The organism is Anaerostipes rhamnosivorans (assembly GCF_005280655.1).
GTDB lineage: Bacteria > Bacillota > Clostridia > Lachnospirales > Lachnospiraceae > Anaerostipes > Anaerostipes rhamnosivorans.
This window is the reverse complement of sequence record NZ_CP040058.1, coordinates 3220525-3242967: the sequence shown is the minus strand read 5'-3', so window position 1 is coordinate 3242967 and position 22443 is coordinate 3220525. Positions and strand designations below refer to the sequence as shown.

Annotated in this window: 28 protein-coding genes, 1 pseudogene and 1 riboswitch; of the genes and pseudogenes, 27 read left to right on the top strand and 2 right to left on the bottom strand. The window is 43.5% G+C overall.

Annotated elements, in window-relative coordinates; all coding sequences use genetic code 11:
- Positions 1–15: 15 nt before the first annotated feature.
- From rplE to AR1Y2_RS15905, 18 genes and pseudogenes are all read left to right on the top strand, one after another.
- Positions 16–555 carry a 50S ribosomal protein L5 gene (gene rplE / locus AR1Y2_RS15990; protein ID WP_137329855.1) on the top strand — a complete coding sequence of 180 codons (540 nt, stop codon included), beginning with the start codon at positions 16–18 and terminating at the stop codon, positions 553–555.
- A 14-nt stretch (positions 556–569) separates the two neighbouring features.
- Positions 570–755, top strand: coding sequence for a type Z 30S ribosomal protein S14 (locus AR1Y2_RS15985; protein ID WP_006568498.1), 186 nt, complete (start codon positions 570–572; stop codon positions 753–755).
- A gap of 23 nt (positions 756–778) precedes the next feature.
- A complete protein-coding gene (gene rpsH / locus AR1Y2_RS15980) occupies positions 779–1180 on the top strand; it encodes a 30S ribosomal protein S8 (protein WP_137329854.1) in 402 nt (133 codons plus the stop codon).
- Between the two features lie 274 nt (positions 1181–1454).
- On the top strand, positions 1455–1997 hold the full coding sequence (gene rplF, locus AR1Y2_RS15975) for a 50S ribosomal protein L6 (RefSeq protein WP_137329853.1): 543 nt from the start codon (positions 1455–1457) through the stop codon (positions 1995–1997).
- Between the two features lie 14 nt (positions 1998–2011).
- Entirely contained in the window at positions 2012–2380 is a 369-nt protein-coding gene (rplR, locus tag AR1Y2_RS15970) for a 50S ribosomal protein L18 (RefSeq protein ID WP_137329852.1), read from the top strand.
- A 14-nt stretch (positions 2381–2394) separates the two neighbouring features.
- Entirely contained in the window at positions 2395–2904 is a 510-nt protein-coding gene (gene rpsE, locus AR1Y2_RS15965) for a 30S ribosomal protein S5 (protein WP_006568502.1), read from the top strand.
- Positions 2905–2917: 13 nt separating this feature from the next.
- Positions 2918–3100: a 50S ribosomal protein L30 gene (gene rpmD, locus AR1Y2_RS15960; RefSeq protein ID WP_009289941.1), complete on the top strand. Its 183-nt coding sequence runs from the start codon at positions 2918–2920 to the stop codon at positions 3098–3100.
- A 23-nt stretch (positions 3101–3123) separates the two neighbouring features.
- Positions 3124–3567, top strand: coding sequence for a 50S ribosomal protein L15 (gene rplO, locus AR1Y2_RS15955; RefSeq protein ID WP_137329851.1), 444 nt, complete (start codon positions 3124–3126; stop codon positions 3565–3567).
- A gap of 1 nt (position 3568) precedes the next feature.
- Positions 3569–4886, top strand: a pseudogene (secY, locus tag AR1Y2_RS18345) (preprotein translocase subunit SecY).
- Positions 4887–4952: 66 nt separating this feature from the next.
- A complete protein-coding gene (locus tag AR1Y2_RS15945) occupies positions 4953–5597 on the top strand; it encodes an adenylate kinase (RefSeq protein WP_137329850.1) in 645 nt (214 codons plus the stop codon).
- Between the two features lie 7 nt (positions 5598–5604).
- On the top strand, positions 5605–6360 hold the full coding sequence (gene map, locus AR1Y2_RS15940) for a type I methionyl aminopeptidase (protein WP_137329849.1): 756 nt from the start codon (positions 5605–5607) through the stop codon (positions 6358–6360).
- A gap of 17 nt (positions 6361–6377) precedes the next feature.
- Complete coding sequence (infA, locus tag AR1Y2_RS15935; protein WP_006568508.1) at positions 6378–6596, top strand: translation initiation factor IF-1; 219 nt, start codon at positions 6378–6380, stop codon at positions 6594–6596.
- A gap of 71 nt (positions 6597–6667) precedes the next feature.
- Complete coding sequence (gene rpmJ, locus AR1Y2_RS15930) at positions 6668–6781, top strand: 50S ribosomal protein L36 (RefSeq protein WP_024729360.1); 114 nt, start codon at positions 6668–6670, stop codon at positions 6779–6781.
- A gap of 248 nt (positions 6782–7029) precedes the next feature.
- Complete coding sequence (rpsM, locus tag AR1Y2_RS15925) at positions 7030–7398, top strand: 30S ribosomal protein S13 (protein WP_137329848.1); 369 nt, start codon at positions 7030–7032, stop codon at positions 7396–7398.
- A 93-nt stretch (positions 7399–7491) separates the two neighbouring features.
- Positions 7492–7884: a 30S ribosomal protein S11 gene (gene rpsK / locus AR1Y2_RS15920; RefSeq protein WP_137329847.1), complete on the top strand. Its 393-nt coding sequence runs from the start codon at positions 7492–7494 to the stop codon at positions 7882–7884.
- An 18-nt stretch (positions 7885–7902) separates the two neighbouring features.
- Positions 7903–8496: a 30S ribosomal protein S4 gene (gene rpsD, locus AR1Y2_RS15915; protein WP_137329846.1), complete on the top strand. Its 594-nt coding sequence runs from the start codon at positions 7903–7905 to the stop codon at positions 8494–8496.
- A 45-nt stretch (positions 8497–8541) separates the two neighbouring features.
- The gene (locus tag AR1Y2_RS15910) at positions 8542–9498 is read left to right on the top strand and encodes a DNA-directed RNA polymerase subunit alpha (protein WP_137329845.1); all 957 of its coding nucleotides are present in this window, start codon (positions 8542–8544) and stop codon (positions 9496–9498) included.
- A 72-nt stretch (positions 9499–9570) separates the two neighbouring features.
- The gene (locus AR1Y2_RS15905; protein WP_137329844.1) at positions 9571–10107 is read left to right on the top strand and encodes a bL17 family ribosomal protein; all 537 of its coding nucleotides are present in this window, start codon (positions 9571–9573) and stop codon (positions 10105–10107) included.
- A gap of 69 nt (positions 10108–10176) precedes the next feature.
- Here AR1Y2_RS15905 and AR1Y2_RS15900 read toward each other — a convergent pair whose 3' ends face one another.
- On the bottom strand, positions 10177–12870 hold the full coding sequence (locus tag AR1Y2_RS15900) for an autotransporter outer membrane beta-barrel domain-containing protein (protein ID WP_137329843.1): 2694 nt from the start codon (positions 12868–12870) through the stop codon (positions 10177–10179).
- A gap of 204 nt (positions 12871–13074) precedes the next feature.
- A riboswitch (cyclic di-GMP riboswitch) is annotated at positions 13075–13159 on the bottom strand.
- A gap of 125 nt (positions 13160–13284) precedes the next feature.
- Here AR1Y2_RS15900 and AR1Y2_RS15895 point away from each other — a divergent pair.
- The 8 genes from AR1Y2_RS15895 to rpsI all read left to right on the top strand — a co-directional run bounded on the left by AR1Y2_RS15895 (position 13285) and on the right by rpsI (position 20768).
- Positions 13285–14136: an energy-coupling factor transporter ATPase gene (locus AR1Y2_RS15895; RefSeq protein WP_175403680.1), complete on the top strand. Its 852-nt coding sequence runs from the start codon at positions 13285–13287 to the stop codon at positions 14134–14136.
- A complete protein-coding gene (locus tag AR1Y2_RS15890; protein WP_137329842.1) occupies positions 14121–14984 on the top strand; it encodes an energy-coupling factor transporter ATPase in 864 nt (287 codons plus the stop codon). Before AR1Y2_RS15895 ends, AR1Y2_RS15890 begins: the two co-directional genes overlap by 16 nt.
- Positions 14977–15789: an energy-coupling factor transporter transmembrane component T family protein gene (locus tag AR1Y2_RS15885; protein WP_137329841.1), complete on the top strand. Its 813-nt coding sequence runs from the start codon at positions 14977–14979 to the stop codon at positions 15787–15789. The genes AR1Y2_RS15890 and AR1Y2_RS15885 overlap by 8 nt, the downstream gene beginning before the upstream one ends.
- 15 nt (positions 15790–15804) lie before the next feature.
- Positions 15805–16563 carry a tRNA pseudouridine(38-40) synthase TruA gene (gene truA / locus AR1Y2_RS15880; protein WP_137329840.1) on the top strand — a complete coding sequence of 253 codons (759 nt, stop codon included), beginning with the start codon at positions 15805–15807 and terminating at the stop codon, positions 16561–16563.
- Entirely contained in the window at positions 16564–17256 is a 693-nt protein-coding gene (locus AR1Y2_RS15875) for an anaerobic ribonucleoside-triphosphate reductase activating protein (RefSeq protein ID WP_137329839.1), read from the top strand.
- A 106-nt stretch (positions 17257–17362) separates the two neighbouring features.
- The gene (locus tag AR1Y2_RS15870; protein WP_137329838.1) at positions 17363–19747 is read left to right on the top strand and encodes a ribonucleoside triphosphate reductase; all 2385 of its coding nucleotides are present in this window, start codon (positions 17363–17365) and stop codon (positions 19745–19747) included.
- A 177-nt stretch (positions 19748–19924) separates the two neighbouring features.
- Positions 19925–20359: a 50S ribosomal protein L13 gene (rplM, locus tag AR1Y2_RS15865; RefSeq protein WP_006568523.1), complete on the top strand. Its 435-nt coding sequence runs from the start codon at positions 19925–19927 to the stop codon at positions 20357–20359.
- Between the two features lie 16 nt (positions 20360–20375).
- Complete coding sequence (rpsI, locus tag AR1Y2_RS15860; protein ID WP_006568524.1) at positions 20376–20768, top strand: 30S ribosomal protein S9; 393 nt, start codon at positions 20376–20378, stop codon at positions 20766–20768.
- A gap of 676 nt (positions 20769–21444) precedes the next feature.
- On the opposite strand, the gene AR1Y2_RS15855 is transcribed toward rpsI, so the two are convergent.
- A complete protein-coding gene (locus tag AR1Y2_RS15855) occupies positions 21445–21645 on the bottom strand; it encodes a helix-turn-helix domain-containing protein (protein WP_137329837.1) in 201 nt (66 codons plus the stop codon).
- 275 nt (positions 21646–21920) lie between these two features.
- Here AR1Y2_RS15855 and AR1Y2_RS15850 point away from each other — a divergent pair, with 275 nt between their 5' ends.
- Positions 21921–22427: a PTS sugar transporter subunit IIA gene (locus AR1Y2_RS15850; protein WP_243118784.1), complete on the top strand. Its 507-nt coding sequence runs from the start codon at positions 21921–21923 to the stop codon at positions 22425–22427.
- Positions 22428–22443: the final 16 nt, after the last annotated feature.

Genomic DNA, 22443 nt, shown 5'->3' with positions numbered 1-22443 from the left:
GGAGGTTTCGGACAGTTGAGTAGATTAAAAGAACAGTATACCGGTGAAATCATGGATGCCATGATGAAGAAATTTGGATATAAAAATATTATGCAGGTACCAAAGCTCGAAAAGATCGTGATCAACATGGGCGTTGGTGAAGCAAAAGAGAATAAGAAGCTCTTAGATGCTGCTGTTGCAGATCTTGAAATGATCTCTGGACAGAAAGCGATCGTGACCAAAGCAAGAAAATCTGTTGCAAACTTCAAGTTAAGAGAAGGAATGCCAATCGGATGTAAGGTTACATTAAGAGGCGAAAGAATGTATGAGTTTGCTGATCGTCTGATCAACCTGGCACTGCCTCGTGTACGTGACTTCAGGGGTGTAAGCCAGAACTCTTTTGATGGAAGAGGAAACTACGCATTAGGAATCAAAGAACAGTTAATTTTCCCGGAAATTGAATACGATAAAGTGGACAAAGTCAGAGGTATGGATGTAATTTTCGTTACAACAGCCAACACAGACGAAGAAGCTCGTGAATTATTAACCTTATTTGGTATGCCGTTTAAGAAATAGTTAGGAGGGTTCCCATGGCTAGAAAGTCAATGGTATTAAAGCAACAGAGAAAACAGAAGTTTTCAACAAGAGAATATAGCCGTTGTAGGATTTGTGGACGTCCACATGCTTACTTAAGAAAATACGGAATCTGCAGAATCTGCTTCCGTGAGTTAGCGTACAAAGGACAGATTCCAGGCGTGAAAAAGGCCAGCTGGTAAGAATAGGGAAGGAGGAACAAACAATGACAATGAGCGATCCGATTGCAGATATGCTTACAAGAATCCGTAATGCGAATACTGCGAAACATGATACCGTAGAAATTCCTGCTTCTAAGATGAAGACAGCGATTGCTGAAATCCTTTTAAAGGAAGGGTTCATCAAAGCATTCGACATCAAAGAAGAGGGTGCATATAACAACATCGTTATCACATTAAAGTACGGCCAGGATAAGAGTGAAAAGATCATCACAGGTCTTAAGAGAATCTCTAAACCAGGACTTCGTGTATATGCGAACTCAGAAGAACTTCCTAAAGTATTAGGCGGTCTTGGAGTAGCTATTATTTCAACAAACAAAGGTGTGCTGACAGATAAAGAAGCAAGAAAAGAACACGTAGGCGGAGAAGTATTAGCCTTTGTTTGGTAGGCATTGAGCACTTGGCGAAGCCGAGCGTATGCGAAAGCTGAGGTTAGTGCGAAAGCCGTTCGGAGGAACTTAATGAGGGCGAGCCGCAGGCGAAGTCCGAATTTAGTGAACCGAACATCATTGCTTGGACGCAACTCAGAAGGCGCAGAAATCTTTGCAACACAATTTTTTAACCTGAATTTAAATTATTTTAAATCTATATACTTTATAATAAAACGAATTCTGAAAACAGAAAGGACCAGGCGTCCTTTCCGACAATTTAAGGAGGTAACCTATGTCTCGTATAGGTAGATTACCAATCGATGTTCCTCAGGGAGTTGAGGTTAAGATTGAAGAAGGAAACAAAGTGACTGTAAAGGGTCCTAAAGGAACACTGGAAAAGAATCTTCCAGTGGAGATGGAAATTAAATTAGAAGACAACCAGATTGTGGTATCCAGACCGAACGACTTAAAGAAGATGAAATCCTTACACGGACTCACCAGATCTTTGATCGCTAACATGGTGACTGGAGTGTCTCAGGGATATGAAAAGAAGCTTGAAATCAACGGTGTTGGTTACAGAGCTCAGAAAAAGGGAAAAGAGATTACTTTTAACCTTGGTTTTTCACATCCGGTAGCAATGACAGATCCAGAAGGAATCGAGACTGAAATGGATGGTCAGAATATCATTATCGTTAAAGGTATTGATAAAGAAAAAGTTGGACAGTACGCTGCGGAAATCAGAGAATTAAGAAAACCTGAACCTTACAAAGGAAAAGGTATCAAGTATGCTGATGAAGTTATCAGACGTAAAGTCGGTAAGACTGGTGCGAAGTAAAGGAGTGAGATAGGATGATTAAAAAACAGTCAAGAAGCAAAGTTCGTGTGAAAAAACATTTAAAGCTTCGTAATCATATTAGCGGAACGGCCCAAAAGCCGCGTTTAAGCGTATTCAGAAGCAATAATCATATGTACGCTCAGATCATTGATGACACCGTTGGAACTACTTTAGTATCAGCATCCACTTTACAGAAAGACGTAAAAGCTGATTTAGAGAAGACAAACGATGTAAAAGCGGCAGCTCACTTAGGAAAAGTTCTTGCTGAGAGAGCAATCGCAAAAGGTATCTCCACCGTTGTTTTTGACAGAGGCGGATTTATTTATCAGGGAAAAGTAAAAGCATTAGCAGACGCAGCACGTGAAGCTGGTCTTAAATTCTAACAGGAGGAAATCAAATGAAGCGTACAATGATCGACCCTAGCCAGTTAGAGCTGGAAGAAAAAGTTGTATCTATCAAACGTGTTACCAAAGTAGTAAAAGGTGGACGTAATTTCAGATTCGCAGCATTAGTTGTCGTTGGAGATAAGAACGGACACGTTGGTGCAGGATTAGGAAAAGCAATGGAAATTCCAGAAGCGATCCGCAAAGGAAGAGAAGCGGCTGCTAAGAAATTAGTAGAAGTACCGATTGACGAAAAGGGAAGTACACCGCATGATTTCACAGGTAAATTCGGAAGTGCGTCTGTATTATTAAAGACATCTCCGGAAGGTACTGGAATCATCGCAGGAGGTCCTTCACGTGACGTATTGGAGCTTGCAGGATACAAAAATATCCGTTCTAAGTCTTTAGGTTCTAACAACAAGCAGAATGTTGTTCTGGCAACCATCGAAGGTTTAAAGAATTTAAAAACTCCAGAAGAAGTAGCAAAGCTTCGCGGAAAATCTGTAGAAGAGCTCTTAGGTTAGGAGGAACATTAAAATGGCAGATAAATTAAAAATTACTTTAGTAAAATCTACAATCGGTGCCATTCCAAAGCATAGAAAGACAGTGGAAGCTTTAGGACTTAAGAAGTTAAACAAGACTGTTGAAATGCCTGATAACGCAAGTGTCAGAGGAATGATTCATCAGGTTCAGCATTTAGTAAAAGTAGAAGAAATTTAATTGTAGATTAGGAGGTGCGAAGGATGGAATTATCAAACTTACGCCCTGCAGACGGATCTAAGCACAGCGATAACTTCAGAAGAGGTCGCGGACATGGTTCAGGAAATGGAAAAACTGCAGGTAAAGGACATAAAGGACAGAAAGCCCGTTCCGGCGGAGGAACAAGACCGGGATTTGAAGGCGGACAGATGCCTTTATACAGACGTATTCCAAAGAGAGGCTTCACTTGCATTAACTCAAAACAGATCATTGGAATCAACGTATCAGCATTAGAAAGATTTGAAGATGGAGCAGAAGTTTCTGTTGATACCTTAATCGAAACAGGAATTGTTTCTAATCCGAAAGACGGAGTTAAAATTTTAGGCAGTGGCGAACTTACAAAGAAACTTACAGTAAAAGCAAATGCTTTCAGTGCAGGGGCAAAAGAAAAGATCGAAGCTCTTGGAGGAAAAGCCGAGGTGATTTAGTATGGCGAATGCATTGACAAATGCGTTTAAAAACAAAGAACTAAGGAAAAAGCTTGCGTTCACGGTAATCGTTCTGATTGTCGTGCGCTTCGGGTCACAACTGCCGATTCCAGGAATCGATACTGCCCAGGTGACTGCTTATTTAAAGAGTACTTTGGGAGATTCTTTTAATCTCCTGAACTCTTTCACTGGCGGATCCTTTTTGCAGATGTCAGTATTTGCGCTGAGTGTTACGCCTTATATCACATCTTCCATCATCATGCAGCTGATGACGATCGCCATCCCGGCATTAGAAGAAATGCAAAAGGACGGCGAGGATGGAAGAAAGAAAATCGCAAAGATCACGAGATACGTGACGGTCGTGCTCGGACTGATTGAGTCTGCAGGCATGACCATCGGTTTCAGCCGCAGTGGTGCGCTGGGAGCCGATCACACAAACTTCACAATCGTGACGATGATCATCGCCCTGACAGCAGGTGCGATTCTTGTCATGTGGCTTGGAGAGCGTATCACGGAAAATGGTATTGGAAACGGTATTTCCATCATCCTGTTGATCAACATCGTATCAGGAATGCCGAAAGATTTTTATGCACTCTATAACCAGTTTATGAAAGGAAAACAGATCGGGGCCGGCTCTTATCGCCGGATGTGTGATCGCAGCTGTTGTGCTGTTCACTGTCGTGTTTGTTATCATTCTTTCAGATGCTGAACGTCATATTCCGGTGCAGTATTCAAAGAAGGTTCAAGGAAGAAAAATGGTCGGCGGCCAGTCAAGCCACATTCCTCTGAAAGTGAATACAGCCGGAGTGATTCCAATCATCTTTGCCTCATCCATCATGCAGTTCCCGCTGATCATTCAGCAGCTGTTTAAGTATGAGAGCAACGGATTTATGGGAAAGGTTCTGCATAGTTTAAGTTCATCTACATGGTTTGACGTAAACCATCCAAAGCGGTCTCTGGGACTGCTGGTCTACATTGTTTTGGTTGTTATTTTTGCTTATTTCTATACATCGATTACTTTTAATCCGTTGGAGATCTCAAATAACATGAAGAAGCAGGGAGGTTTTGTACCGGGGATCCGTCCGGGAAAACCGACAGTGGATTATCTGAATAAGATCTTAAAATATATTATTTTTATAGGTGCAGCTGGCTTAACAATTGTAGCAGTCATTCCGTTTTTCTTTAACGGTGTATTTAGTGCGCAGGTTTCTTTTGGAGGGACTTCTATCATCATCGTGGTAGGAGTTATATTAGAGACTATTAAGCAGATTAAATCTCAATTGTTAGTGCAAAACTATACTGGTTTTTTAAATGACTAAATGTGCGATAAGCTGTAGGGACTCTACAGCTTATTTGTGCATTACATAATGTAAGGAGGATTCATTATGAAAATTATTATGTTGGGGGCTCCAGGAGCAGGAAAGGGAACTCAGGCAAAGCAGATTGCAGAGCAGTACAGTATTCCACATATTTCAACAGGAGATATTTTCAGAGCGAATATTAAAAATGGTACGGAGCTTGGCAAGAAAGCCAAAGAGTACATGGACCAGGGACTGCTGGTTCCAGATGAACTTGTAGTCGATCTTGTGGTTGACAGGATCGAAAAAGATGACTGCCAAAAAGGCTTCATCTTAGATGGATTCCCAAGGACGATTCCTCAGGCAGAAGCATTGGATTCAGCCCTTGCCGCAAAAGATATGAAAATTGATTTTGCTTTGGATATCGAGGTTCCAGATGAGAATATCATCGACCGGATGTCCGGAAGACGTTCCTGCAAGGATTGTGGTGCGATCTTCCACGTAAAATATAATCCTCCGAAATCAGAAGGAACCTGTGATATATGCAGCGGTGAGCTGATCCTCCGAGATGACGACAAAGAAGAGACTGTAAAGAAAAGGCTGGATGTATACCACAAACAGACCGCACCTTTGATTTCCCATTATAAGAGTGCGGGCAGCCTTCATGTGATTGACGGTACAAGGCATATTGATGTAGTATTTGATGAGATCAAAAGCATTTTAGAGGCATAAGATAAAGATGGCAGTGACGATCAAATCAAAAAGAGAAATCGAACGAATGAGAGAGGCCGGTAAGATTCTGGAGGAGACGCATGACCGTTTAGCCGAGATTATCAAACCGGGAATTTCTACTTTAGAGATTGACCAATTCGGGGAAAAGATCATACGGGGATACGGGTGTATTCCTTCTTTTCTGAATTATAATGGTTATCCAGCATCCATCTGTGTATCCGTCAATGACGAAGTGGTTCACGGGATCCCGAAAAAGGGCCGGATCTTAGAAGACGGAGATATTGTCAGCCTGGATGCAGGAGTCATCCATCAGGGATACCACTCTGACGCCGCAAGGACTTATGGTGTCGGAGAGATCTCAGATGAGGCAGCCCGCCTGATCCGGATCACAAAGGAAAGCTTTTTTGAAGGTATGAAGTTTGCCAAAGAGGGGAATCATCTATTTGATATTTCCGAGGCGATCCAAAAACACATCGAGAGAAACGGCTATTCAGTGGTGAGAGATTTAGTAGGACATGGGATTGGAACACATCTTCACGAAGATCCTCAGATCCCGAACTTTAAGGGCCGGAGAAAAGGCATGAAGTTGAGGGCCGGTATGACCCTGGCAATCGAGCCGATGGTCAATGCAGGGACCTGGGAAGTCGAATGGCTTTCTGATGACTGGACTGTAGTGACAGCAGACGGAAGTCTTGCTGCCCACTATGAAAACACAATTTTAATTACCGAAGATGGTTACGAAATATTATCATTATCAAAGTAGAAAAAGGAGTCGGAAAAATGGCAAAGTCAGAAGCAATTGAAGTAGAAGGAATCGTATTGGAAAAACTGCCGAACGCGATGTTCAAGGTAGAGATCGAGGGAGGGCATGTGATTTTAGCACATATCAGCGGAAAGCTCAGAATGAATTACATCAAGATCCTTCCTGGTGACAAGGTAACTCTTGCACTTTCTCCGTATGATCTGTCAAAAGGAAGAATTATTTGGAGAGATAAATAAGAAAAGCCTTGAAAATTAAATAACATGATGATATAATTGAATCCGAACGTTTTGGGAAAGGAGAATTACAAGTGAAAGTTAGAGCATCTGTAAAACCTATGTGTGAAAAATGCAAGGTAATTAGAAGAAAAGGATCTGTCAGAGTCATCTGTGAGAATCCGAAGCACAAACAGAGACAGGGATAATTACTATTTCAGATAGCAAAGATTCCTATCTTTGTTCTTTGTGTGTGTGTTTATATTACTGTATCTAAGGTACCATACAGTAATACTTTTTTTAGGCGGCTGCAGTATGGAACGTCGTTTTCATGCTGATATTTATATAGATAAAATCGTAGTCAGGCTAGAGACATATATATCATTTCACCGTACGCGGATATATGGATTGCCCCTGAATAACATTAGAATGAATAATTTTTGGAGGAAGAAAAAACATGGCTCGTATTTCAGGTGTTGATTTACCAAGAGAAAAACGTGTGGAGATTGGACTTACCTATATCTATGGGATCGGTCTTACAAGCTCTAAACGTATTTTATCAGAAGCAAATGTAAACCCGGATACTCGTGTACGTGATCTTACAGACGACGAAGTTCGCAGAATCAGCGAAGTAGTCTCTGAGTCACAGACAGTAGAGGGAGATTTAAGAAGAGAAATCGCTCTTAATATTAAGAGATTAAAAGAAATTGGATCTTACAGAGGGAAACGCCATAGACAGGGACTTCCTTGCCGTGGACAGAAGACAAAGACAAATGCCAGAACATGTAAAGGTCCTAAGAAAACTGTAGCAAATAAGAAGAAATAATAGAAATGCATGACACACCCCGTAGGGTTGTCAGATTTCTTCTCAGTATTTAAGTGGATATGGTTTAGTATAAAGAAAGGTAAAGAGTTAATTATGGCTAAAGTTACAAAAAAAGCGGCTAAAAAACGTGTGAAAAAGAATGTTCAGCACGGACAGGCACACATTCAGTCATCTTTTAATAATACAATCGTTACATTAACTGATGCTCAGGGAAATGCTCTTTCTTGGGCCAGCGCAGGTGGATTAGGATTCAGAGGATCCAAGAAATCTACTCCTTATGCGGCACAGATGGCTGCTGAGACAGCAACAAAAGCAGCGTTAATACACGGTTTAAAAACAGTGGACGTTATGGTAAAAGGACCGGGATCAGGAAGAGAAGCAGCGATTCGTGCTTTATCAGCAGCTGGTCTGGAAGTTACAAGCATCAAAGATGTAACACCGGTACCTCACAACGGATGTCGCCCACCAAAACGCAGAAGAGTTTAATTAGGAGGAATTTGAAAGATGGCAATAGATAGAACTCCAGTCTTAAAAAGATGTAGATCCTTAGGCCTCGATCCTGTATTCTTAGGAATCGACAAAAAGTCTAACAGAACCTCAACAAGAGGAAATAGAAAAAAAAGTGAGTACGGACTTCAGCTTCGTGAAAAACAGAAAGCGAAGTTTATCTACGGTGTATTAGAAAAACCGTTTAGAAATTACTATGCAAAAGCAGAGAAGATGAAAGGTCAGACAGGTGTTAACCTTATGACTCTTCTGGAACTGAGACTTGACAATGTATTATTCCGTCTCGGATTTGGAAGAACAAGAAAAGAATGCAGACAGATCGTTGACCACAAGCATGTGCTTGTAAACGGCAAAACTGTGAACATCCCTTCTTACAAAGTATCTGTAGGTGATGTGATCGAGATCAAAGAAAATCACAAAACTTCTCCTAGATACAAAGAAATCTTAGAAGTCACAGGCGGAAGAATGGTTCCTTCTTGGTTAGAAGCAAATCAGGAAGCATTAAGCGGAACTGTTAAGGAAATTCCTACAAGAGAAGAAATCGACGTTCCTGTAAATGAGACTCTGATCGTCGAGTTATATTCTAAATAATCGTAATAACCCTCAACAAATTCCTAACCCAGAAGGAGGGCTTAAATGTTTGAATTTGAAAAGCCAAATATTGAGATTAGTGAGATTTCTGAAGATAACCGCTTTGGGCGTTTTGTAGTCGAGCCGTTAGTGCGCGGCTACGGAACGACGCTCGGGAATTCTTTGAGAAGGATCATGCTCTCATCCCTGCCGGGCGCTGCAGTCAGTGCCGTAAAGATTAAGGGTGTACTGCATGAGTTCAGTTCAGTCCCGGGAGTGAAAGAGGATGTCCCTGAGATCATCATGAATATCAAGTCCCTGGCGATTAAGAATAACAGTTCAACAGACGAACCAAAACAGGCCTTTATTGAATGCTCTGGAAGCGGTGTCGTAACTGCCGGTGACATCAAGGCTGACAGTGATATCGAGATCTTAAATCCTGATATGGTCATCGCTACATTAAGCGGAGATGATGCACATCTGGATATGGAACTTACGATCACAAAGGGCCGTGGTTATGTCGGTGCTGACAAAGCAGACAAGGACGGCAATTCTATTGATGAGATCGCTGTAGATGCAATCTATACACCGGTAGAACGTGTGAACTTGAAGGTGGAGAACACCCGTGTAGGACAGGTGACAGATTATGATAAGCTTACTTTGGATGTCTTTACAAACGGAACACTTTCACCGGACGAGGCGGTCAGCCTCGCTGCAAAAGTATTGTGCGAACACCTGAACCTGTTTGTTGATCTCTCTGAGAATGCCAAGACTGCTGAAGTTATGGTAGAAAAGGAAGACGACGAAAAAGAAAAGGTTCTGGAGATGAGCATTGACGAACTGGAATTATCCGTTCGTTCTTACAACTGCTTAAAGAGAGCGGGCATCAATACAGTAGAAGAACTGACCAACAAGACTTCAGAGGATATGATGAAAGTCCGAAACCTGGGCCGCAAGTCATTAGAAGAAGTTCTTGCAAAATTAAATGAACTTGGATTGGCACTGAATTCAGGGGACGAGTAAAAGATACAAAAAGACCCGCCTAGGCTGAAGGTATGAAGTAAGCATGGCGAAAAATCACAGGAGGTCATTACAATGGCAAAGTATAGAAAATTAGGAAGAACTTCTTCCCAGAGAAAAGCATTATTGCGTTCACAGGTAACAGATCTTTTATATAGAGGAAAGATCGTTACAACAGAGGCAAAAGCAAAAGAGATCCGCAAGATCGCTGAAAAACTGATCGCTATGGCAGTCAGAGAAAAAGATAACTTTGAGACAGTTACTGTCGATGCTAAAGTGGCAAAGAAAGACAGTGATGGAAAACGTGTCAAAGAAGTTGTAGACGGAAAGAAAGTTACTGTATATGAGACAGTAAAGAAGGAGATCACAAAGGATATGCCTTCCCGCCTTCATGCAAGAAGACAGATGTTAAAGGTATTATATCCGGTGAAAGAAGTTCCGACAGAACTTGCAGGAAAAAAAGCTAACACTAAGAATGTTGATCTGACAGAAAAGTTATTCAACGAGTATGCACCAAAGTATGCAGACAGAAACGGTGGATACACAAGGATCGTCAAGATCGCGCAGCGTAAAGGTGACGGTGCTTTAGAAGTATTAATTGAATTAGTTTAAGATCAGATATATAAAAAGTAGCAGAATTCGTTTCTGCTACTTTTTTATTGTACATATTATGAAATTAAATTATCTTTTCAAACGTCTTGTAAGAAGTACTCCGGAACAGATCAGACTTCCTGAGAGCACCATGAAAAGGGATGATAGATCATCTCTGTGGTCTCCAGTGGACGCTGTTTTCTTATAGGAAACAGCGTTGCTGTGTTCTGGAGCTGAAGTTTCTTTCTTAGAGACCGTGGCTTTGGATGAGGTACTCCGCCTGCCTATGGATGTCTGCTTCTGTTTGGAAGTGGTCATGTTTTCTCCAGTAGAAGAATTCTCAGTATTTTGTTCTGTTGTTGTGTCTGAGGAATCCTGTGTATCTTTGTAATCCAGAGAGTATATAGAAAACCGGTCAGTCTCAATTGTAACCTTGTCAGGATCGGGGTTTAAGTCTTTTAAAGTGTCAGTCTCATAAGTACCGTCTTCCCGTTGATGAAGCCGGATTACAAGGTATTCCCGGCCTTCCCTTTGGTATTCCTCCGGCACGTCAAAGGTAAGCATAAGCGGGGTTCCCACTGTGGGGATTTTTTCTTCCGTGCCGTCCGTTACTTTCAGGAGATTGATATCCAGGAGCATAGCCTGCTGGGCGGAAGTACGCTTCAGCTCCTTATTCAGCAGATCCTCTATCTTTTTGGAGGGGGAGGATACAGGCTCCGATTTTAAAATAATTTCTACAGTACTTCCGTCGGCAATCTTTTGGCTATCTTCTTCAGTAAGGAGTTCATCGGCTATATTATTTTCTATAGTCATATCGGGTACTTCGGGAGTCTTATCAACATTAATTGAACCGGAAGCAGTTCCAAAGGAAGCGATGTTCCAGGTTGCAGATTCGGAATCAGACTGATACTTAAGTTTTCCGTTTTTTAAGGTAAACCAGTTTTCTTTTGCGCCGGAGCCATTGAAGGCCACAGCTGTATCTCCTACGTCCAGGCCGGATGTCTTTAATGCAGTAGGCTTTGTTTGAGATTTTGGTTCAAAGGAGGATAGATTCAGTGTATGTTTTATATTCAATGTATTGAAATTAGCAATTCCGTCAAATGAGGACGTATTATCTTTGAGGATCAGTTCGGAGTCCGTATTGGAGGATAGTGATTCCCCTTTCATAAGAAGGCCTCCCCATAAGAACTCAACCTTGCTCTCTGAGACTGTCACGGTACTTTTCTCGGATGCTGCAAGGTCTTTAGCGTCTGCGTCATCGGTTTCACCGCCCGCGATATAATCTCCGTAATACATGGTACCTTTATACTCACATCCTTTCACATTGGAGAGGGAGATTGATGTCTGGGTGACTTTGGCGGACCCACCCTGACTTGACCCGCCTCCTCCAATGATCGTTCCCACAATGCTGCTGTCCTTCATGGTAACGGAGCTTGAACCCTTAACATCCGCATGGGAGCCGGAACCGTTGGCGGAACCTCCTCCGTTAAAGGCGGCAGCCACGAGATTGCCCCATTGCTCATCTACCGGGGAGACAGAGCCGGTCACGGTCAGGGAGACAGAGCCGTATACATCCGCAGAGCCCCCGCTGTATGAGGTTCCGCCGGATGTCACATAACCATAAATATTGGAACAGCCGGACATGACGGCGCTGACACTTCCTGTAACGTCGGCACACGCACTGTTGCTTGCATTGCCGGCACCCTGGAAAATCATCACTTCATTACCCTGGCCCTGGAAGGCCGTAGTTGTGGAACCTGCCTTTGCGCGGGCCTTGGCACCGTCCGCATACCCGCCTGCATAGACTTCACGTATGTCAACGTTTTTAAGCGTACAGGAAATCGATCCAGAAACGTCAGCAGTTGCAGAACCTGAGTCCTTTGATGTGGCAGATCCTCCGCCACGCAGAGAGTAGGTTCGTCCGGTTACGCTGAAGCTGACAGAGCCGGTGTTGGCCGAAGCGCTGTAGGAATTTGTGGTGTATGCATATCCGCCTCCGTAAAGATTTCCGTGGTTTCCAGACGGCACAGATGGAATATCAACTGTGACAGAGCCAGATACATTGGCGCTTGCGCTGCCTTTGGAAGCCATGGCATAACCTCCCCCGTAGACTTTGGAAGCGTTTACGGTACCGCTTATTGTGATGAGAACATTTCCGGTGACATCCGCAGGACCGGTGCCGTCAGAGTAACCACCGCCATATACGGAGGATACCTGAACATTCTGAATGACGATGCTGACATTGGACTTCACAGTTTTATTCTTTCCGCCGCCATAGATTGAAAAGCCAGAGGTCACCGGAGTTTCAGACAGCCGGGTTTGCCCTTTTGAGTCAAATACATATGCTTTGCCGTCAGAGTCTTTCTTTATTACAATAGGTGTCCCCTGAGCATACAGATTTGAGCCCTCGATCAGTATACCTGAATTCTCATCGGAGACAGTTTTTTTCGTTTTCTCCGTAGACCTGCCCGTGGATGTACTGCCGGCTGCGGTGACAGAAGACGGATCGCTTTGTTCCGGTACCAGCTGTTCTGTTGAGGATGCTTCAGTGGTCTGTTCCGTCTCAGACACTGCGTCAGTGGTTGGAGCTTGTGTCGGCGGCTGTGTGTTTGAAGCTGCCTCTTCGGTGGTTTTGTTCTGTGTCTCTGATACTGCGGAGGCCTGAGCCGCCTCTTTATTCTCCTTTGTTTCATCGGCTGCGTAACTTAGATTGCCGAGTGTTGCCACAATAAATGCCAAAAGCGTAGCCGCCAGCACAATGGTGTGTCTTTTCCATCTCTTCATAGTGATTCCCCCTTAAATGCCCCTTATGATCTTTTAATTAAACAAAAACTACATGCTGACGAAAAAAACTCCGGCAGAATACTGCCGGAGTCTATTTTATCTTTAAAATATACAACGTAAGATAAACTGCACATAAAAAGTGCAGTATAAGATCCATTGATAGAACTGTCAGATCAAATAGATCATGATGTCCTGTAGGTAAAATGGAGCAACCGGCTGCCATACCATAACATGGTTTAGGCCCTTGGCTTTGCGTCACCGGATTTCCCCGGTTTTGCCCATTTATAAAGGCCGCTCCCCGCGGTTCTTGTTTATATATCCAGTATATGATTTCGCTGCCGTAATGTCAATGAATACCTATTGTTTCCAGTGCATTTTATTGATATAATGGAGCATATGCCAAAGGAGAAACCAATGTCAATATTACAGATTAGAGATTTAATTCATCAATATATAACATATGGGGAGAAGGAAGAAGAGAATCAGACAGTCAACGCTGTGGACGGAGTGGATCTGACAGTGGAAAAGGGTGAATTCATTGCGATCCTTGGACACAATGGATCAGGGAAATCGTCCCTGGCGAAGCACATCAACGGACTGCTTCAGCCCACATCCGGTACCGTATATCTGAAAGGTATGGATACGAGAGATCCAAAGCAGATCCTTAGAATCCGCCAAAGTGCAGGTATTGTATTCCAGAACCCGGATAACCAGATTGTCGGTTCTGTGGTGGAGGAGGATGTGGCCTTTGGCCCGGAGAATATCGGGGTGCCCACAAGAGACATATGGAAACGTGTGGCGGGAGCCCTGGAGGGAGTTGGGATGACAGCCTATAAAAGCGCCAGCCCCAACCATTTATCCGGGGGACAGAAACAGCGGGTGGCTATTGCCGGCATCATGGCTATGGAGCCGGAGTGTATTGTGCTGGACGAGCCCACGGCGATGCTGGACCCCAAGGGGAGACGGGATGTGCTGTCTCTGGCCAGAGAGCTTAATGAGCAGAAAGAGATCACGATCATTTTGATTACGCATGATATGGAAGAAGTCCTGATGGCTGATAAGGTGTTTGTTATGGATCAGGGAAAGGTAGTCATGAACGGAACACCGAAGGAAGTCTTTGCCCATGTGAAGCAGCTCAAGGAATACGGATTGGAAGTGCCGTTTGCCTCAGAGCTTGCCTATGAGCTCAAGAAGGAAGGAATCAGGCTTTCTGATACGATAACGACAAGGGAAGAACTGGTGGAAGAGTTATGTCAATTAGTTTAGAAAAAGTAAGTTATATATATGAAGATAATTCCGATTTAAAAAAGCCTGCCCTGATTGATGTGGATCTAGAGATCGGAGAGGGAGAATTTATTGGGATTATCGGCCATACCGGATCGGGGAAGTCTACCCTGATCCAGCATCTGAACGGCTTGATGGAACCTACAAAGGGACATGTCTATTTTGAGGGGGAGAATATCCATGCCCAGGACTATGATATCAAAAGCCTCCGCGGCCAGGTGGGTCTCTGCTTCCAGTACCCGGAGCATCAGCTGTTTGAGACGACCATACTGGAGGACGTGTGTTTCGGTCCTATGAACTTTGGGGCTTCCAAAGAAGAGGCGCTGCAGGCTGCAAAAGAGGCGCTCAGAGATGTGGGAGTGGCAGAAGAGCTGTTTGAGAAGTCTCCTTTCGAGCTTTCCGGAGGGCAGAAGAGAAGAGCTGCCATTGCCGGTATCCTGGCTATGAAGCCGAAATACTTCATTCTGGATGAACCCACTGCAGGTCTGGATCCGGAAGGAAGAGTGCATCTGTTAAATCTTCTGAAGCGTCTGAATCAGGAGCAGGGCATCACGATCATCCTTGTGTCTCACAGCATGGAAGATATCGCATCCTATGTGGATCGGATGATCGTCATGAACCGGGGCCGACTGGAGTTTGACGGTGACAGGGAAGAGGTGTTCTCCCACCAGAAGGAACTGGAGCAGATGGGGCTGTCCGTTCCGTTTTTCCGTTATCTGGCCAATGATCTGAAGGAAAAGGGATTCCCTCTTGAGGGAGAGATCCTGACTCTTGAAGATGCCAAGACGGCGATCCTAGAAACATTAAAGAAGGAACAAACATATGATTAAAGATATTACCATAGGACAATATTACAGATCAGATTCTATTCTTCACCGGCTGGATCCGCGGGTGAAGCTTTTAGGGACGTTAATATATGTTGTAACACTGTTTTTCTCAAAATCTCCGCTGACCTATGCGGCATCCATACTGTTTCTTGCAGTGATGATCGGAATCTCCACAGTTCCGCTCTCCTTTATTGTCAGGGGATTGAAGGCAGTGGGTGTAATTCTGCTGTTCTCTGTGGTCATCAATATTTTCTTTATTCCGGGAGAGGCCATCGTTCATTTGGGCATTTTCAGGATCACCAAAGAAGGAGTTGTGACAGCTGTTTACCTGGGTACAAGACTGGTGATGCTGGTGCTGGGCACTTCCCTTATGACCTTCACCACCACACCCAACGAGCTGACAGATGGTCTGGAAAAGTCTCTGGGGTTTTTAAATATTATAAAAGTTCCTGTGCACGAAATCGCCATGATGATGTCCATTGCCCTGAGGTTTATTCCGATTCTCACGGAGGAGTTAGACAAGATCATGAAGGCGCAGACTGCCAGAGGAGTGGATTTTAAAAACGGAAGTTTCCTGCATCGGATGAAGAGTATGGTGCCTATCGTGGTGCCTCTCTTTGTGGCGGCAGTGAGAAGGGCCAATGACCTGGCAATGGCGATGGAATCCAGATGCTATCATGGCGGAGAGGGACGTACAAAGATGAAGCCTTTGCAATACCGCAGAAGAGATCTGCTGGCTTATCTGTACCTGTTTTTATTTCTGGCACTGATGGTTTACCTTGGATTTTTCTGCCCGGTAGGAAGATAGACGTGAGGTGGGCAGATGAAACGGATTAAGTTAGTAGTGGCATATGACGGTACAAATTACTGCGGATGGCAGATACAGCCCAAGGACGCAACCATAGAAGGGATACTCAATGAAAAGCTCAGCAGTCTCTTAGATGAGCAGATCACAGTGATCGGCGCCAGCCGCACTGACTCGGGAGTCCATGCCCTTGGCAATGTGGCAGTGTTTGATACCGACACAAAGATCGCGGGAGAGCGGATCGCCAGAGCATTGAACCAGAGACTTCCCGATGATGTTGTCATTCAATCATCGGAGGAAGTGCCGGGTGATTTTCACCCCAGATATCAGGATACACGAAAGACCTATGAGTACACTATTTACAACGCGGCATTTGACAATCCAGTTACCGCGAGACATCATCATTTTGTGTATGTACCGTTGGATTTCCAACGCATGAGCGAGGCTTCTCAGTATTTTCTGGGAGAGCATGATTTTCTCAGCTTTTCGACCACGGGAAGTCCTACAAAGACCACAGTGAGGACGATTTATGAGTGTGAAGTGAGACAGGAAGGACAATATATCACCATGAGGGTGACAGGAAACGGTTTCCTTTATAACATGGTGAGGATGATGGCCGGTACGTTAATCTCAATCGGAAGAGGGCGGAGAGAACCGGAGTGGATCAGGGAATTATTTGGGAATCCCAAAAGAGGAAAAGCTGGGCCAAATGCTCCGGCAAAGGGTCTTACCTTGATAAAGATACGCTATATGGATCAGGAGAAGGATGGAGATTAAATGAAGATCATGGGACTGCAAAAATCGACCCTGCTGGATTATCCAGGAAAAGTCGCCTGCACGGTTTTTACCGGCGGGTGTAATTTTTTTTGTCCATTCTGCCACAATGGGGAGCTGATTGCTTTACCGGCAGAAGAGAGGGGACTGCCAAGGGAGGAACTGGCAGCATTTCTAAAGAAACGGAAGGGGATCCTGGACGGTGTCTGTATCTCAGGAGGAGAACCGCTGATCCATCAGGAACTTCCGGATCTGTTAAGAGAGATCAAAGATCTCGGATATCTGGTAAAGCTGGATACCAACGGTAGTTTTCCTGACAGGCTCAGAAAGCTTGCCGGTGAGGGGCTATTGGATTATGTGGCCATGGATATTAAAAATTCCAAACGAAAATATGCATTGACAACGGGACTGGAAGCATTTTCTATAGAGCCGGTGGAGGAGAGTGTCAGATTCCTGATGGAGGGGAAGCTGCCTTTTGAATTTCGTACTACTGTGGTGAGACAACTGCATACAAAAGAGGATATGCTGGAAATCGGAGACTGGATTAGGGGAAAAGAACCATACTTTCTCCAGGCGTTTGAACGATCCTCCAATGTGCCGGATTCCGGGCTTACGGCTTATGACAAGGAAGAGATGCAGGAACTGGCGGATATCCTGAAGGGAAAACTGCCAAATGTAGAATTGAGGGGGATATAACAATATATTGTGCATGGAGATAAATAAAGATACAATATATTGACTTTGTTTCACAAGGTGATATAATTCTAAGTATTGAATATAGAAAGAATGGGGTGTAATTGTCATGTATTATGTAATAAAAAGAGACGGGACAGAGGCAGAGTTTGATATCCGGAAAATAACAACTGCCATCACAAGGGCATTTGAGGCCAAAGAAAAACAGTACCATCCCAGCGTGATCGACCTGCTGGCTTTAAAGGTTACGGCTGATTTTGAGCCGAAGGTTAAGAATGATGTGATTGCCGTGGAGGATATCCAGGACAGCGTGGAGTCCGTATTGATCCAGGCAGGTTATGCGGATGTTGCCAAGGGGTATATCTTATACAGGAAACAGAGGGAAAAGATCAGGAACATGAAGTCTACGATTTTAGACTATAAAGAACTGGTGGACAGCTATGTAAAAGCCAGTGACTGGCGTGTAAAAGAGAATTCCACCGTGACTTACTCCGTCGGCGGCCTGATCCTGAGCAACAGCGGCGCTATCACAGCGAACTACTGGCTGTCCGAGATTTATGATGATGAGATCGCAGATGCCCACAGAAATGCTGACATTCATATTCACGATCTTTCTATGCTGACAGGATACTGTGCAGGATGGTCTTTAAAGCAGCTGATCCAGGAAGGGCTTGGAGGCGTGCGTGGAAAGATTACCTCCGCTCCGGCAAAGCATCTTTCTACACTCTGCAATCAGATGGTGAACTTTCTTGGAATCATGCAGAACGAATGGGCCGGAGCCCAGGCGTTTTCATCTTTTGACACCTATCTGGCACCTTTTGTGAAGGCAGATGATCTATCCTACTATGAAGTGAAAAAGTGTGTGCAGTCCTTTATCTTTGGGGTGAATATCCCAAGCCGCTGGGGAACTCAGGCTCCATTCTCCAACATAACCCTGGACTGGACGGTTCCGGATGATCTGGCGGAACTGCCTGCTATCGTAGGCGGAAAAGAGATGGACTTTAGGTATAAAGACTGCAAAAAGGAGATGGATATGGTGAACAAGGCGTTCATCGAAGTTATGATCGAGGGAGATGCCGACGGGCGTGGATTTCAGTACCCGATCCCTACATATTCCATCACCAGGGATTTTGACTGGTCTGACACGGAAAACAACCGCCTGTTATTTGAGATGACAGCCAAGTATGGCACACCTTATTTTTCTAATTATATCAACAGCGAAATGCAGCCCAGCGATGTGCGCAGTATGTGCTGCCGTCTGCGACTGGATTTAAGGGAACTTAGGAAAAAAGCCGGAGGATTCTTCGGCAGCGGAGAGAGTACCGGATCTGTGGGGGTAGTCACCATCAATCTGCCTAAGATTGCTTATCTGTCTAAAGACGAAAAAGAATTTTACCACAGACTGGATCATCTGATGGATGTGGCTGCAAGATCTTTAAAGATCAAGAGAACCATTATCACCAAGTTATTTGATGAAGGGCTTTATCCTTATACAAAACGTTATTTAGATTCCTTCGGCAACCATTTTTCAACCATAGGATTGATCGGTATGAACGAAGCAGGTCTGAACGCCGGCTGGATCAAAGCGGACCTTACGGAAGAAAAGGCGCAGAAATTTGCAAAAGAAGTGTTAAACCATATGAGAAACCGTCTGTCTGATTATCAGGAGAAATACGGAGATCTCTACAATCTTGAGGCAACACCGGCGGAATCCACCACATACCGTCTGGCAAAGCATGATGTGGCAGATTATCCGGATATCATCACGGCTTCGGAAGAAGGAGGAGCACCGTTCTATACAAACAGCTCCCATCTGCCGGTGGGATACACGGATGATGTTTTTGATGCTCTGGATATTCAGGACGAATTACAGACATTATATACATCAGGGACTGTCTTCCACACCTTCCTGGGAGAAAAGCTTCCGGGCTGGAAAGCTGCCGCGGCATTAGTGAAAAAGATTGCTGAAAATTACCGGCTTCCTTATTATACGATCTCACCGACCTATTCTGTGTGCAGAAACCATGGATATTTGAGCGGAGAGGTCTACGAGTGCCCGGATTGCGGAGAAAAGACTGAGGTGTACAGCAGGATTACCGGTTATTACCGTCCGGTCCAGAATTGGAACGATGGAAAGGCACAGGAATATAAGGAGAGAAAGCTGTATGATGTAGAGCACTCCAGCCTGAAGGCCTCCAGCATTCCGAAAAAGGATGTAAGCATTGCCTCTGAGGCAGAAAAGAAGATCGAGGAAGCCCAAAAGATGCTTTTGTTTACCACAAAAACCTGTCCCAACTGCCGCATGGCCGGGGAAGTGCTGAAAGAGTCGCAGATTCCGTTTGAGATCGTGGATGCGGAGGAACATCAGGAACTGGTGCAGGAATACGGCATCATGCAGGCTCCATCCTTGGTCGTACTGCGGGGGGAACAGTTCGAGACGCACTGCAATGTTTCCAATATTAAAAAATACGCGGAGCAGAATCACTGCGGCTGATGAACAGGCAGGCCTGTCAGATTTGTTTGATATTTTTTGGATGAAATTTATTGACACACCCCGGTCAGTGTTATATAATATGAAAATGTGACATAAAAGAAAATGCTTACCCCAATGCCCCGGAGGGAGTATTTTATATAGAAGACACATTGATTGAGAAATTTAGGAGGAAGAACCATGAAGAGCTTTATGGCAAGCCCATCAACAATTGAAAGAGAATGGTATGTAGTTGACGCCACAGGACATACATTAGGACGTTTAGCATCAGAGATCGCAAAAGTTTTAAGAGGCAAGAATAAGCCGACTTATACTCCTCATATTGACACAGGCGACAATGTTATCGTTGTGAACGCAGATAAAATCCAGGTAACAGGAAAGAAATTAGACCAGAAGATCTACTACAATCACTCTGATTATGTAGGTGGAATGAAAGAAACAACTTTAAAAGAAAAAATGGCAAAAAAGCCTGAAGACGTTATCTATCTTGCAGTAAAAGGTATGCTTCCAAAAGGTCCTTTAGGAAGAGCAATGATTAAGAAACTTCATGTATATGCAGGCGCAGAGCACAACAACCAGGCTCAGCAGCCAAAAGCATTAGAGATCAAGTATTAAGAAGGAGGACGATTAAGTGGCTACAGCAAAATATTACGGAACTGGTAGAAGAAAAAGCAGTATCGCTAGAGTATATTTAGTACCAGGAACAGGAAAAATCACAATCAATAAAAGAGATATTGATGAATATTTAGGATTAGAGACATTAAAAGTAGTCGTACGCCAGCCATTGGTTGCTACAGACACTCTTGGAAAATACGATGTATTAGTTAATGTTATCGGCGGTGGATTTACAGGTCAGGCCGGAGCAATCCGTCATGGTATCTCCAGAGCTTTATTACAGGTAGACGGAGACTTCCGCCCGGTATTAAAGAAAGCAGGATACTTAACCAGAGATCCTCGTATGAAAGAAAGAAAGAAACCAGGTTTACGTTCTGCACGTCGTGCACCACAGTTCTCCAAACGATAAGAACTATTATAAGAGAATTATTAAAACCCTTGAAAACGTAATGTTTTCAAGGGTTCTTATTATATTTTACGTTTTGTAAGTAGTTCTACATGGCAAAACCGCCCTTGTAGTTCGGCGAGTAAGGGCGGTTCTTTAACTAAACTTATAGGTCAACCTCTTGTGGGCGGTTGTTCCTTTTCTATCTATAACATAACAAGATATTAAATTCAATAAGAATTAGGATACTAAAACAGCTGAAGTGAAAAGTTTATTTACACTTTGAAAAACGTTAAGAAAAAAGTGGAATTTTTTCTACAAAAGCTGAATCAATATGACTGAGAACAAGGTTCAAATCTTCCTGGCTGGTAAGCCCCAAAGATTTCAGGTCTGTCCTTTTTGGAAGGATATACCGCAATTCGATATGTTTGTTTTCAAGGGTGCCTTTCTGACCGGACTGCATCGGATCGCAGTAGAACACAAGGGTACGCTTTGTGCCATCAGAACCTGTTTCCATAGCATCGGCATATGTAAATTAAGAACCTCTGTCGGTAAGGAGCACATGGACATACTTTCTAAATACTTCAGTACCGAGAATGGTTTCGGGCAGGTTAATGCCCTGTTTCAGTAAAGGGGCAATGGTCTCAGCGATTACTTTTCCTTCCCTGAATAGTAAGATTAACGCCCTGACGGGAATCAATCAGTGTTGTCCTGTAATCCAAATGGGCATCTTGCACTTGTGAGTAAGAACCCGATGCAGCTTGATTTCCTTGCCGACAGTAGATTTGTCTTTGCCGATGGTTTGTGCGATAGCTGTTTTTGAAGAGCCGTTGGTAATGCCAGTTAAGATAAAACGTCTTTCTTCCAAAGTTAAATGAGAAAATGAATTTGTTTCACACATAAAGATACCTGCCTTTCCAATGGCTGTCAGGTATCATAATTGTAAGACTAAATGCAACATTTATGAAAGTGGAAGAAGGTGTAAGACTAAAATCTACTTTGCCCTATTCAAAGTGGAAATAAACTTTTCACTTCAGTCGATATTTCCTTGTCAAATCTGTGAAAATATATTGACTATTTTTAATAAGATGTTATAATGATGATATTGATAGGATTGTAACTCTTCGAGGCATTACCTTTAGTTTATTAGGTATGCTGAGAAGAGTTTTTTTATTTGTGGAAAGGGGAAAAATGTTTAACTTTTTTAAAAAGAATAAAAATTTAGATGGTGTTATTATGTCACCGGTCAATGGAAAGTGTATAGATTTATCAGAAGTTCCGGATAAAGTGTTTTCAGAGAGAATGATAGGGGATGGTGTGGCATTCATTTATGAGGATGACATGATATGTTCTCCATGTAACGGGACAGTAGTTATGGTTGCGGATACTTCTCATGCAATTGGCATAAAAAGTGAAGAGATTGAAATAATAATTCACATTGGATTAGATACTGTGGAACTTAATGGGGAAGGCATTGAAGTATTCGTTAAGACCGATCAAAAGGTAGAATTAGGAACACCATTAGTTAGAATCGACAGGAAATTTATGAAAGAAAAGACGGTGAATCTAACTACGCCGATGATTATAACAAATACTGGAGATTTTAAATTGGAGTTTGAAAATATAGGGAAAGAAGTAAGGCGCAGTAAGTCAGAAGTGATAAAGTATACCAAGAGTGAATAGATAAGCATAAAATTTA